Raw genomic sequence first — 12364 nt, forward strand, 5'->3', positions numbered from 1 at the left:
GCGCGCGATGCACGAGGCCCCCGTCCGATTCGGCGTCTTCCTGGCGCCCTTCCATCCCGACGACGAGAACCCGACCGAGCAGATCCACCGCGACCTCGCGCTCGTCGCCGAGCTCGAACGGCTCGGCTACGACGAGGCGTGGATCGGCGAGCACCACTCGGCGGGCTTCGAGATCATCGGCTCGCCCGAGCTCTTCATCGCGCACGCGGCCGCGATCACGCAGCGCATCCGGCTCGGCACCGGTGTCGTCTCGCTCCCCTACCACCATCCCTTCATGGTGGCGGATCGCATCTCGCAGCTCGACCACCAGACGCGCGGCCGCGTGATGCTCGGCTGCGGGCCCGGGCAGCTCCCGACCGACGCGTTCATGCTCGGCATCGACGTGGCGACGCAGCGGCGGCGCATGCTCGAGGCGCTCGAGGTGATCGAGCCGCTGCTGCGCGGCGAGCGCGTGACGCGCAAGACGGACTGGTTCGAGGTGCGCGACGCGCAGCTCCAGCTGCCGCCCTTCCAGCACCCGCGCGTCGAGATGGCGGTCGCGTCGGCGATCTCGCCGTCGGGCGCGCGCGCGGCCGGCACCCACGGGACGGGCCTGCTCTCGCTCGCGGCGAGCGGGCCGGAGGGCTTCGAGCAGCTGCCGAAGCACTGGCAGGTGTGCGAGGAGAAGGCGCGCGAGCACGGGCGGACGGTCGACCGCGCGGGCTGGCGCGTCGTCGTGCCCATGCACATCGCGCCGACGCGCGAGCAGGCGCGCGCCGACATGGAGCACGGCACGCTGCGCCTCGGCCGCTACATGGAGCGGCTCGGCGGCGCGCCGCCGCCGTACCTGTCGTCGACGGACGCGATGCTCGACGAGTGGACCCAGCGCGGGCTCGTCGTCTTCGGCCGGCTCGTGCTCGGGACGCCCGACGACGCCGTCGCGGTCGTGCGCGCGCTGCAGGAGAAGTCGGGCGGCTTCGGCACGCTGCTGCTGCTCGGCCACAACTGCGCCGACCCGGCCGCGACGCTCCGCAGCTACGAGCTGATCGCGCGCTACGTGATGCCGGCCGTGAACGGGTCCAACCGCAACCGCGCGGCGAGCCTCGACTGGGCGCACGCGAACGCGGGCACCTTCATCCCCGCGATGCTAGGTGGCATCCAGGGCGCGATCGAGCAGCACGAGAAGGAGCGCGCCGAACGCGGCGGCGCGGGCACCGCATGGGTGGGCGGCGGCGGGGCGTAGCGCGGTGCGATCCCGTGCGGGTTCCTTCCCCGTCAGCGACGGCCGCGGTCGCGTCGCCGCGCGCGCATCGCGCTTGCTGTGCGATCGGCGCGCTTGATAGGGTGCGCGCGCGCCGAGCGCGTGCGGAGCGCAGGACGCGGAGTGGAGAGCGATGAGCGACGGAGCCTTCTCGCGCGACGAGGTCGAGCGCGCCTTCGAGCACACCCTCACGCTGCAGGCGCGCGAGGACTGGGCGACGTTCGCCGAGACGTTCACGCGCGACGCGGTCTACGAGGAGTGCGAGTTCGGCCGCATGGTCGGCCGCGACGCGATCCTCGAGTGGCTGCTGCCCGCGATGGAGCCGTGCAAGGGCTGGACGTATCCCGAGCGCTGGCGCTCGATCGAGGGCAACCGCATCTCCTACGGCTGGTACAACCGCCTTCCCGGTCGTCGCGCCGACGGCAGCTGGTACGAGTTCATGGGGACGTCGTGCAAGGTGTACGCCGGCGACGGTCGCTTCTCGTACCACGAGGACGTCTACAACATGAAGGCGTGCATCGCGGTCATCAAGGAATGGTCGGCGGCACAGAAGCGGTGAGGCGCGGATGAAGGTCGCGCGCGTCGCCGCCGTGGTGGTCGCCGTCGTGGGTGTGGGCGCGCTCGGCGCGTGGCTCGTGCGCACCGACCCCATCGGCCCCATCGCGGGCCGTGCGCTCACCGGCCCCGAGGCGCCCTATCCCGACGACTGGCGCTTCTCCGACGCGGCCTACACGATCGCGGTCGAGACGAACCCCGCGGACCCGCACTCCGTCACGACGTTCGCGTTCCTGCACGAGGGCAAGCTGCACATCCCCGCCATGAACGGCTCGGGGAAGCGCTGGACGCAGGACGCGCTCGCGAACCCGAACGTGCGCATCAAGGTCGGCGACACCGTGTACCCGGCGCGCCTCGTGCGCATCGAGCCGACCGATCTCGAGCCCTACGTCGACTCGGCCGCGCGCAAGTACGCGCAGATGGCCTCCGCGCTCGAGTCGGGCGAGCTGCCCGACGACATCTGGCTGTTCCGCGTCGAGCCGCGCACGCCCGCGCGCTAGGCGAGCCCGCGCGGGCGCGGGAACGCGCGCGGCTTCAGGCGTGACGGGCGAGATCGGCGTGCTTCACGACGCGCGGCGTCGGGAGCGGGTGCCGGTCGGCATGCAGGTAGCGGAGCGTCCAGACGCCCTCGCCGTGCCCCTCCGTCGAGAGCCAGTTCACGCCCGGGAGCCGCGGGTCCTCGTGCGCGACGACGAAGCGCGCGCTCCCGTCCGCGCGGTACACCGCGCGCTCCATGTTCACGTCGACGGGGTGATAGCGGTAGTCGAACGACTGGCCCCAGTAGTTGCTCAGCACGATCGCCCAGTAGCGACACGCCGGCGGCTCGACGTCGAACACGATCGCCTCGTCGTCGGCGATGCTCCAGTAGCCGCTCGCGTAGAACTGCCCGGGGATGCCCTGCTGCGCGGCCGCGGCCTCGGCGTCGCTCTCCCAGAACGTGTTGGGCTTCGTCTTCCACAGGTCGGACCAGTCGAAGAAGATCTGGTTCGTGCCGCGGATGTAGGCGGCCGAGCGCCGCAGCGCGCCGACGACGTGCTCGGGCGTGAGCGGCCCGGGCGGCGGCGCGCCCTCGTCGATGCGCTCGATGCGAAGCCGCGCGGGCGCCTGGCGCCGTCGGTCGGTGAACGTCTGGCGGATCATCATCGTCTTCGCGCGCGGCGTGAGGCGGATCCAGTTGCCGTCGTGCGGCTTCGCCGACAGCACGACCTCGAAGCTCCCGTCCGGCGCGATCTCGAGATCGTCGGCGTAGACGAAGCCCTCGGTGCTCCCGCCGCCGCCGGCGTACGACCCGCCGTAGATCGCGATCGACAGGATGGCGGCCTCGCCGCGCGTTCCCGACAGCCGGTACGTGTACTCGGGCGAGAGCCGCGCGTTCGTGTGGATGTTGTCCGGGTTGTCCCAGCCGATCTTCATCGTCTCGTGCAAGGACGTGAAGAGCCACGGGCGCGCCGGGTCGCCGGCCTCGAGGACGAGCTCGAACGCCGAGCGCACCATCTGCGCGAGGTAGCGATGCCCCTCGGCGAGGTCGACCGGCGACTTCGGCGCCGTCGGGCGGAGGAGGTCCTTGCCGCGCTCCTTGAGCGCGTCGCAGAACGCGTCCCACGCCTCGCCCGAGGCGAGCAGCGCGTACGCGTCGACGTCGTCGCGAGGCCGGTCGCCCATCGCATCCTCCGCGCACCGGGCGTGCGCTCGTCGGTTCGGGAACGTCGGGCCGGCTGTCTACCGCGCGGCTCGCGCGGGCGTCAACCGCGCGCGGCGCGCGCCGGCCTCACTCGTCGGCGTCGGGCGCGTCGAGCGGCCCGAAGAACGGGCTCGACCAGGCGGCGCCGTCGTTCTCCTGGACGACGCGCACGTAGAGCGTCTCGCCGGGTCGCAGCCGCGGCACGTCGCCCGCGCGCGACCAGTCGAGCGCGCCCTCGCCGTCGAGGCGCATCGCGATCTCGCCGTTGCGCACGACGTCGACGAAGGCGATGGGCGCCTGCGCGGCGACGCGGATCGCGAGAGCGTGCGTCGGCGCGTCGCTCGCGGCGACGCGCTCGCCCATCTCGTACACCCCGTCGAGCGTCGCGCGCAGGAAGAGGCGCGGCCCGTTCGTCGCGTAGGTGCGCCGCGCGCGCAGCGCGGCGAGCACCGCTTCGCGCGTGCGCTCCTCCGCGAAGATCGCGGCCACGCCGTTCGTGCGGCCGGGCGACGCGATCTGTGCGAGGCCGGGGTGCCCGTCGTGGCTGTCGCCGCTCCCGACGAAGCCGAGCGCGTAGCCGCGCGCGAGCGCGTCGCGCACCCAGTTGCCGTCGGCCGGCGCGTAGATCGGGCGCGGCGAGTCGGGCGCCTCGCTGCTCCCGTGCACGGAGACGATCTCGGTGACGGGCTCGAGCACGGGGTCGGGCGCGTGGCTCCACGCGGTCGCGATCGGCCCGCCCGCCGAGTGGTGCGCGAACGTGAGCGCCGGCAGACCGCGCAGCGCGCTCCACAGCTGCTCGGGCGTCTCGGTGCGCCGCTCGGCATCGAGGCTCGAGAGCAGCGGGCCGTCGTCGGCGAAGTGCAGCACGTGGCGATGGCCGTAGAGCCAGCTCGTCCACTCGTAGCCGAGCAGCGCGACGAAGCGCCCGGGCTCGTTCGCGTCCGCGACCGCGGCGCGGATGCGCTGCCAGAGGTCGGGGCTCGCGTCGAGGAAGCGCATGCCCCAGTGGTCGTGGTCGGTGAGCGCGGCGACGTCGAGCGCGGCGACGTCGCGCGCATAGCGGAAGTAGTCCTCGGGCGTTCCGGTTCCGTCGGAGAACGCGGAGTGGCCGTGCAGGTCGGCCCACAGCACGCGCGGCGCGCCCGGCACCACGACGAGCGGCTCGGCCGCGCTCTCGAGCTCGCGCCCGTCGGCGAGCCGCGCCCGCGCGCGCAGCCGCGCGACGCCCGCGCCGACGGTGCGCGCCGCGAGCCGCACCGCGCCGCCCGCGTCGGGCGCGATCGCCGCGCGCTCGGGCAGCGCGAGCACCGTCTGCGGCTCGAACGCGATCTCCGCGCTCCCCTCGAACACCGGCGCGGCATTGCCTTGCGCGTCGAGCAGCGCGACGTGGACGTCGACCTCGTCGCCCGGGTGCGCCGTCGTCGGCGCGCGCACGACGAGGATGGCGGGCGGGCCCGCGTGCACGGCGATCGCGGGCGAGCTCGCCACGACGCCGCGCGTGCCGTCGCCGTCGGCGTCGACCTGCAGCCACACGCGCGATTCGCGCTCCGCATAGCGATCGACGGCGATGCCGCTCGGGCCCGCGCCGAGCGCGACGTCGACGCGCGCGCCGGCCGCGAGCGCGCGCCCGCGCACGACGAACGCGACGAGCCCGCCGCCGTACGTGTGCGGCTCGAGCGCGACGCCGTCGGCGGCGGTCTCGGCGGTCGCGTAGCCGCCGAGCGCCGGGACGTCGGCCTGCGCGGGCTCCCAATCCCAGAACGGCGACGACTGCACGTAGAGCGCGCCGCCCGGGGCGATGCCGTGCGGCCCGACCTCGTAGGCGATGCGGATGCGCGCGCGTCCCGACGCGGGGATCGAGGCGGCGCGGATCGGCGCGGCGGGAGCGGGGCCGTCCGCGCCGGGCACGCCCGGTGCGGGCGCGGGGATGCGCTCGAGCGAGACGAGCCAGGCGCGGCCGCCGCCGTCGCCCGGGTGGCGCGCCGCTTCGAGGTCTGCGCGGAGCTCGGCCTCGGTCTCGGGGCGGGCGGTCGGCGAGAGGTCGGAGTCGGCGGGCGCGCGGCCGGACGGTGCGGCATCGCGCGCGCCGGACGCCGCCTCGGCGCCGTCCGCGCGTTCCGGGGCGCCGTCGCCCGGCGCGTCGCCGCACGCCGCGAGCTGCGCGACGGCGCACGCGAGCGCGGCCGCGACCGCGCGCGCGGCGGCCCGCCGCGCGCCGCCGCCCGTTCGTCGCCCTCCTGCGCGCACGCGCAGGAGGTAGCGCGCGCGGTCGGGCCGCGCAGTGCGCCGGCAGCCGTCGCGCAGCGGGCGCCGCGCGCATCGGCGCGAGCGCGGGATTCCCGCTTCAGCGCACATGGGAGCCGTCCGTTGAGCAGCCGGCCTTCGCCTTCCATCCCGACGTGCGCGCACCGGCGCGCGTCGGGCGCGGGCGGGCGGCGTCGTCCACCGGGGAGAAGCACGCGCATGATCTCGCTCGTGACCCAGTCCGATGGGTCCGCACGACGCTTCCCGTTCGTCACCTTCCTGCTCGTCGCGGCCGTGGTCGCGACGTTCGCGCGCATGCGCGACGACATGGCCGCGGCCCAGACCGAGGCCGACGCCGCGATGGCCGAAGCCGTCGCCTACTTCGAAGAGCATCCGCACGTCGTGCTGCCCGACGCGATGCAGCCCTTCATCGCCGCCGACCACGCGCGCGCGCTGCGCGAGGCGGAGGACGAGGAGCGCGACCGGCTCGGGATGTCGCCGCTTCCCGAGCGCGTCGTGAAGCGGATCCAGGGGCGCTTCGATGCGCTCGTCGCCGTCGCGTTCGCGCGGCTCGACGACCTGCCGGCGAACGCCTTCGGCGTGCGCGGCCTCGACGCCGGCGTCGCGCGCCTGTTCGAGCACGCGCTCTACCACGCCACGCTGCCGTCGTTCGCGCTCGGCCTCGCGGGCCTGCTGCTGCTCGGGATCGCCCTCGAGGACGCCTGGGGCTCGCTCGTCTTCGCGACCTTCTGCGCGCTCGCCGTTCCGGCGGGCGCGCTGCTCTTCGCGACGTTCCACTCCGCACTGCCCGCGCCGTGGCTCGGCACGAGCGGGCTCGTCGCCGCGCTCCTCGGCGCGAGCCTGACGCGCTGGATGCGCAGCGGCAGCCCGCGCCTGCTCGGCGCGTTCCCGCTGCAGCCGCTGCTGCTCGCGCCGGCGTGGCTCGCGGCGGAGTACGTGTGGGTGCGCCAGCTCGGCCCGCACTCGCTCGGCGCCGCGCCCGCCGTCGCGCACGGCGCGCTGCTCGCGGGCGGCCTCGCGCTCGCCTTCGTGATCCGCAAGGCGGGCTTCGAGGAGAAGCTCACCGACCGCTGGGACGACGCGAAGGATCCCGTCCGCAACCCGACCTACGAGAAGGCGATGGACCTGCGCACGGCCGGGAAGCGCGACGAGGCGATGGAGATCCTGCTCGGCGCGTTCGGCCGCAAGGCGACCGAGGACGTCGCGCTCGGGCTCTGGGACGTGTCGAAGGAGCTCGGCCGCCCGGGCGACGGCGCGGGCGCGGCGCTCTGGCTGGTGCGCGACGCGGTGCGGCGCGCCGAGACCGAGAGCGCGATCCGCTACTGGGGCGAGCTCGTCGAGATGGTCGACGTCGTCGACGCCGAGCCGCCGCTCTTCCTGCGCATGGCCGACCTGCTCGCGCGCGACGGGCGCGACGCCGGCGCGCTCGACGCGCTCGAGCGCGCGCTGCGCGCGCCGCGCCCGCTGCCGGCCGCGCTCGCGCTCCGCGCCGCCGGCTTCGCGGCCGAGCGCGACGCGGGCCTCGCGGCGCGCATCGCCGCGCGCGCGAGCGAGCAGCCCGACTGCTCGCCGCGCGACCGCGAGAAGCTCGCGGCCTACGCGCACGCGGGCGCCGCGTCGGCGGCGCCCCGGGCGGGCGACGGCGACGCGGGCGCGTTCGGGCCGGGCGATGCCGACGCGCACGAGCCCGAGCGGCGGACGCCCGGCGGCGAGCCGCTCGTCGTCGTCACGCGGCCGCTCCCGGGCTTCAAGGGCCTCGTCGCGAAGGCGCCGAGCGGCGCGGCGCCGGCCGCGCCGGCGCCCGCAGCGAGCGCCGGCCCCGAGGTCGACGCCTTCGCGAACCTCGACCCGGGCGCGCTCGATCTCGAAGGGCTCGACGATGCGACGGCGCCGGCGGCGAGCGACGGCGCGGGCGAGGACGTCGAGAGCTGGAACTCGCCGGGCATGCTCGCGGGGCTCGCGGACGGCGACGGCGACGCCGCCATCGCGACGCCCGCCGAGCGCGCCGCGCTCTTCGGCTCCGTCGACGACGAGCCGCTCGCCGCACCGCTCGAGGAGCAGCTGGCCGCGACGCCGCCGATGGCGATCGGCGAGGCCGTGGTCGCGGCGGACGAGCCGTCGTCGCTCCCGGCGCAGGCCGCCGCGCCGAGCGCGCCGCCCGCACCCGACCGACCGACGCGGCCGATCTTCGACGCGCCGTCGCCGCTCGCCGGCGCAGAGGACGAGCTCGCCTTCGAGGACGCCGCGCCCCCGCCGCCGCGTCGCGCGCTCCGCCAGATCGCGGCCGTCCCGCTCGCGCTCGAGCCGACCGCGATCAAGGTCGACGCCGAGGGCAAGGGCAAGACGCGCCTCCCGTACGACCGCGTCGACGCCGTCGCGGTCGCGGCCGTGCGCGGCCTCGGCCCGAAGCCCGTCGTCGTGATCGACCTCGTGCTCGGCTGGCGCGGCGACCCGCGCGAGGCGCTGCGCGTCGTGCGGCTGCGCAGCGATCGCTTCGATCCGCGCGCCTTCGTCGACGGCACGGAGAGCGGACTCGCCGCGCTGCGCGGCTTCGTCGCCGCCATCGCCGAAGGCTCGGGAGGCGAGGCGCTGCCGAGCGCGGCGAGCGTGCGCGGCGAGCCGTTCGCGACGTTCGATTCGCTCGACGCCTATCACCGCGACGTGCTCGGCTGCGAGGGCGACGCGGGCTGATGCGCGCCGCGCCGCACCGGCGCGGCTAGAGCAGGCGCGACAGCAGGACGGCGACCGCGGTCTCGACGCGCAGCGCGCGCGGCCCGAGCGAGACGGCGGACAGCCCGGCGCGAGCGAGCCGCTCGACCTCGTCGTCGAGGAAGCCGCCCTCCGGACCGACCGCGACGACGCACGGGGTCGCGAGCCGCGCGGGGCAGGGCGCGGCGCCCTGCGGATGCGCGAGCACGCCGCCGCCGCCCGCGACGAGCGCGCCGAGCTCGCCGTCCACGAAGTCGCGGAAGCGCGGTCGCAGCCAGAGCTCGGGGAGGCGCGTGTCGCGCGCCTGCTCGAGCCCGAGGAGGAGCTGCTCGCGCAGGTTCTCCTCCGCCATCGCGCTCGCCTCCCAGTACGTGCGCTCGACGCGCCGCGTGTGCAGCAGCACGATGCGCGCGACGCCGAGGCTCGTCGCGGCCGCGAGCACGCGCTGCATGACGGGCGGGCGCGGCAGGGCGAGCACGAGGGTCGCGGCGAGCGGCGGCGGCGGCGCGGTGTCGAGAGCGACCTCGACGACGAGTGCCTCGCGATCGAGCGCGAGGATGGTCGCGGTCCCGAGCGCCCCGCCGATGCGACCGGCGGCGAGCACGTCGCCCGGCTGCTTGCGCAGGATGCGGCGCACGTGCCGGCAGCGGCGGCCGGTCACGCGCGCGGTTCGCGCGTCCACGAAGTCGTCGTCGTCGAGGAGCAGCAGGTTCACGTCGTCGATGGGCTCGCGCGGCGCCGGCCGCGTCAGCGTCCCGACAGGAACGCGAAACGCTGGAAGAGCGGCTCGGGCAGCCAGCGCACGGCCGGCATGATGGCGCGCCAGACGCGCGGCAGGTACGCGACGCGCCGCCCGCGCTCGATCGCCGCGACGCACGCGCGCCCGACGGGGCCGGGGGCGCCGAACAGCGCGTTCTTCGGGTGATCGGCCGTCATCGGCGTGTCGACGGGGCCGAGGCGGAGGTCGGTGACGCGGACGCCCGCGCGCCACAGCCGGCTGCGCAGCCCCTCGAGGTACGTCGAGGTCGCGCGCTTCGCGGCGCCGTACGTGTAGTTGCGGGGCCGCCCGCGCTCGCCCGCGACGGACGTCATCACGGCGATGCGTCCCGCGCCGCGCGCCTCCATGTGGTTCGCGACCGGGATCAGGAACGCGACCGCGGACAGGAAGTTCACGTCGATCGCGCGCATCGCGAGCGCGGGGTCGCGCTCGGTCGCCGGCTGGTCGGGCAGCCAGCCGTGGGCGACGAGCGCGACGTCGAGTGCGCCGAGCGCGTCGATCGCCGCGGCGACGTGCGCGCCGGCGGCGGCGTGGTCGAGGAAGTCGCCGCTGCGCGCGCCGGCGACGTGCGGCGCGAGCTCGTCGGCGAGCGCAGCGAGCGCGCGCGCGTCGCGCGCGACGAGGAAGAGGCGTGCGCCGCGTCGCGCGTACTCGCGCGCGGCCTCGCTCGCGATGGCGGACGTGGCGCCGACGATCAGCACGCGCCGGCCCGCAGGCGCCATCTCCACTTCCGCCCCCACTCCCACTCCTCCCACTCCTCCCACTCGTCCCGGATGCGCGTCGCGCCGACCGCACTCGGCGCTCGGGCCGATCGCGCGCGATCGGCCCTGAAGCCGCGCGTCGATCGACCTATGCTGGGCGGCCGTGGAGCTTCTCGCGCTCGCCATGCTAGCCGCGCTCGTCGCGCTCGCCGTCCGGCGGGCGCACTTCGGCTATCCGCCGCTCCCGCCCGACTACGCGCGCATCGCGCCGCGCGAGGCGGCCTTCCTGCGCGCCGCGGTCGACGCCGCGTTCCCGTCGCGCGGGGCGATCCCGGTGGCGGGCTCGGAGGTGGATGCGCCTCGTTATGTGGACCGCTGGTTCGAGGTGCTCCACGCCGGGAAGCGCTTCCAGATCCGCCTGCTCTTCGCCTTCTTCGAGCACGCGACGCTCATCTTCTGGGCGCCCGGGCCGCGCGGCTGGCGGCGGTTCTCGGCGCTCTCGCTCGCGCAGCGGATCGAGGTGCTGCACGGGTGGTACGCGAGCCGCGTGTTCGCCCGCCGGCTCGTCTTCACGGCGCTGCGCTCGGTGCTCGGTCTCGCCTACCTCGACCACCCCGCGACGCTGCGCTTCCTGCGCGTCGCGCCCTACGACTTCCCGACGCCCGTGCTCGACGTCGATCTCGTCTACCCGCCCATCGGGAAGGGGCTCGACGAAGTCGCCCACGGGCCAGAGGACCTCACCGCGCCGAGCGACGGCACGCCGCTCGCGCTCGACACGCCCGTCCACCCCGACTACCTGGAGCGCCCGCTGTGAGCGTGCCGTCGGGCGTCGAGGCGATGCGCGAGCGACTGCGCGTGTTCGCGGGCTACGACCGCGACCTGCACGAGCGGGCGGACGTCGTCGTCGTCGGCTCGGGCCCGGCCGGGGCGGTCGTCGCCTACGAGCTCGCCGCGGCGGGCCGCGACGTCGTGCTCGTCGAGGAGGGGCCGCCCTTCACGCCGGGCGAGTACCGCCTCGAGGCCGGGCCTTCGATGGCGCGCACGATGCGCGAGGGCGGCCTGCGCACGACGCTCGGCACGGTGATCCCGACGATGCAGGCGATCTGCGTCGGCGGCGGCTCGCTCGTGAACTCGGCCATCTGCGTGCGCCCGCCGCCGTTCGTCTTCGAGGCGTGGAGCGAGCGCTTCGCGCTCGAGCGCACGACGCGCGCCGAGCTCGAGCCGCACTACGACGCGGTCGCCGACTTCCTCGGCATCGCGCCGACGCCCGAGGACGTGCTCGGCAAGCGCAACACGCTCTTCCGCGACGGCTGCGACGCGCTCGGCATCTCGAGCGAGCCGATCGCGCGCAACGTGCGCGGGTGCCGCGGGAGCGGCGAGTGCTTCACGGGCTGTCGCAACCGCGCCAAGCAGAGCATGGACGTGAGCTACGTGCCGGCCGCGATGCGCCGCGGCGCGCGCGTCCTGACGTCGGTGCAGGTGCAGCAGGTGGTCGCGGAGGGAGCGCGCGTGCGCGGCGTGACGGGGCAGGTCGTCGAGCCCTTCACCGGGCGCACGTCGCACCGCGTGCGCATCGACGCCGACGTCGTCGTGCTCGCGGCGGGCTGCATGGCGACGCCCGTCCTGCTGCAGAAGAGCGGCGACCTCGCCAACCGCTCGGGCCAGGTCGGCCGCAATCTCCAGTTCCACCCGGGCGTCGCGATCGCGGGCACGTTCCCCGAGCCGATCGATCCGCAGTTCGGCGCGACCCAGGGCTACCAGTCGCTCGCGATGCTCGAGCGCGGCTTCAAGATGGAGTCGCTGTGGGCGCCGCCGGCGGTCGTCGCGGTGCGCGCGCCCGGCTTCGGCGCCGAGCTGATGGAGCGCCTCGCCGAGGTGCCGCGCACCGCCGTCTGGGACGCCATCTGCTCGACCCACGAGTCGCTCGGAACGGTGCGGGCGCGGCGCGGCCGCAGCCTCGACCCGGTGCTGCGCTGGCACCTCCACCCGAACGACCTGCCCGTCCTGCGCGAGGCGCTCTACACGCTCGGCCGGCTCTTCTTCGCGGCCGGCGCCACGCACGTCGTTCCGGGCGTGGCGCGCATCCCCGACACGATCCGCAGCGCCGACGGGCTCGAGGTCCTGCGCAGCGACGCGGTGAACGGGCGCGACCTCGTGATGGGCGGCAACCACGTCTTCTGCACGACGCGCATGCACGGCGACCCGGCGCAGGGCGTGGTGGACGAGCTCGGCCGCTGCCACGACCTCGACAACCTCTACATCGCCGACACCGGGATCTTCCCGCGCTGCCCGTCCGTGAACCCGATGTTCACGGCCATGGCGCTCGCGCGCCGCCAGGCGCACGCCATCCACGGGCGGCTCGCGTAGCGCGCGGGGCGTCGGGGCGGCGGCACGGCGGGGCGAGGAGGGCGGCCCCACGGGGTGCCGCGCGGCTC

10 protein-coding genes are annotated in these 12364 nt (G+C 75.7%); 6 read left to right on the forward strand and 4 right to left on the reverse strand.

Annotated features, from left to right (window positions below; genetic code table 11):
- The first annotated feature begins 7 nt into the window (after positions 1-7).
- The 3 genes from R3E88_03240 (at position 8) to R3E88_03250 (ending at position 2295) form a co-directional block, all read left to right on the forward strand.
- Positions 8-1222 (forward strand): LLM class flavin-dependent oxidoreductase, encoded by a 1215-nt coding sequence (locus tag R3E88_03240; protein MEZ4215469.1) that lies wholly within the window; start codon positions 8-10, stop codon positions 1220-1222.
- 151 nt (positions 1223-1373) lie between these two features.
- The gene (locus tag R3E88_03245) at positions 1374-1799 is read left to right on the forward strand and encodes a nuclear transport factor 2 family protein (GenBank protein ID MEZ4215470.1); all 426 of its coding nucleotides are present in this window, start codon (positions 1374-1376) and stop codon (positions 1797-1799) included.
- 7 nt (positions 1800-1806) lie between these two features.
- Complete coding sequence (locus R3E88_03250; GenBank protein MEZ4215471.1) at positions 1807-2295, forward strand: hypothetical protein; 489 nt, start codon at positions 1807-1809, stop codon at positions 2293-2295.
- Positions 2296-2329: 34 nt separating this feature from the next.
- Here R3E88_03250 and R3E88_03255 read toward each other — a convergent pair whose 3' ends face one another.
- Together R3E88_03255 and R3E88_03260 are read right to left on the reverse strand one after the other, a co-directional pair.
- Positions 2330-3457: a DUF1214 domain-containing protein gene (locus R3E88_03255; protein ID MEZ4215472.1), complete on the reverse strand. Its 1128-nt coding sequence runs from the start codon at positions 3455-3457 to the stop codon at positions 2330-2332.
- A gap of 106 nt (positions 3458-3563) precedes the next feature.
- Positions 3564-5723, reverse strand: coding sequence for a CehA/McbA family metallohydrolase (locus tag R3E88_03260; protein MEZ4215473.1), 2160 nt, complete (start codon positions 5721-5723; stop codon positions 3564-3566).
- Positions 5724-5939: 216 nt separating this feature from the next.
- Between R3E88_03260 and R3E88_03265 the strand changes: the two genes are divergently transcribed.
- Positions 5940-8432, forward strand: coding sequence for a rhomboid family intramembrane serine protease (locus R3E88_03265; protein MEZ4215474.1), 2493 nt, complete (start codon positions 5940-5942; stop codon positions 8430-8432).
- A gap of 25 nt (positions 8433-8457) precedes the next feature.
- Here R3E88_03265 and R3E88_03270 read toward each other — a convergent pair whose 3' ends face one another.
- Together R3E88_03270 and R3E88_03275 are read right to left on the reverse strand one after the other, a co-directional pair.
- Positions 8458-9165 (reverse strand): 16S rRNA (uracil(1498)-N(3))-methyltransferase, encoded by a 708-nt coding sequence (locus R3E88_03270; protein ID MEZ4215475.1) that lies wholly within the window; start codon positions 9163-9165, stop codon positions 8458-8460.
- Between the two features lie 32 nt (positions 9166-9197).
- On the reverse strand, positions 9198-9968 hold the full coding sequence (locus tag R3E88_03275; GenBank protein ID MEZ4215476.1) for an SDR family NAD(P)-dependent oxidoreductase: 771 nt from the start codon (positions 9966-9968) through the stop codon (positions 9198-9200).
- Between the two features lie 124 nt (positions 9969-10092).
- Between R3E88_03275 and R3E88_03280 the strand changes: the two genes are divergently transcribed.
- Complete coding sequence (locus tag R3E88_03280) at positions 10093-10743, forward strand: hypothetical protein (protein ID MEZ4215477.1); 651 nt, start codon at positions 10093-10095, stop codon at positions 10741-10743.
- Positions 10740-12296, forward strand: a complete 1557-nt coding sequence (locus R3E88_03285) for a GMC family oxidoreductase (GenBank protein ID MEZ4215478.1) — start codon at positions 10740-10742, stop codon at positions 12294-12296. Before R3E88_03280 ends, R3E88_03285 begins: the two co-directional genes overlap by 4 nt.
- The last annotated feature ends 68 nt before the right edge of the window (positions 12297-12364 follow it).

This window comes from Myxococcota bacterium (assembly GCA_041389495.1).
Taxonomy (GTDB): Bacteria; Myxococcota_A; UBA9160; order UBA9160; family UBA4427; genus JAWKRT01.

Bases quoted from the DNA above. Each gene is read 5' to 3' on its own strand.
- R3E88_03240 (MEZ4215469.1), top strand. From the start codon at position 8: ATGCACGAGGCCCCCGTCCGATTCGGCGTCTTCCTGGCGCCCTTCCAT.
- R3E88_03245 (MEZ4215470.1), top strand. From the start codon at position 1,374: ATGAGCGACGGAGCCTTCTCGCGCGACGAGGTCGAGCGCGCCTTCGAG.
- R3E88_03250 (MEZ4215471.1), top strand. From the start codon at position 1,807: ATGAAGGTCGCGCGCGTCGCCGCCGTGGTGGTCGCCGTCGTGGGTGTG.
- R3E88_03255 (MEZ4215472.1), bottom strand. From the start codon at position 3,457: ATGGGCGACCGGCCTCGCGACGACGTCGACGCGTACGCGCTGCTCGCC.
- R3E88_03265 (MEZ4215474.1), top strand. From the start codon at position 5,940: ATGATCTCGCTCGTGACCCAGTCCGATGGGTCCGCACGACGCTTCCCG.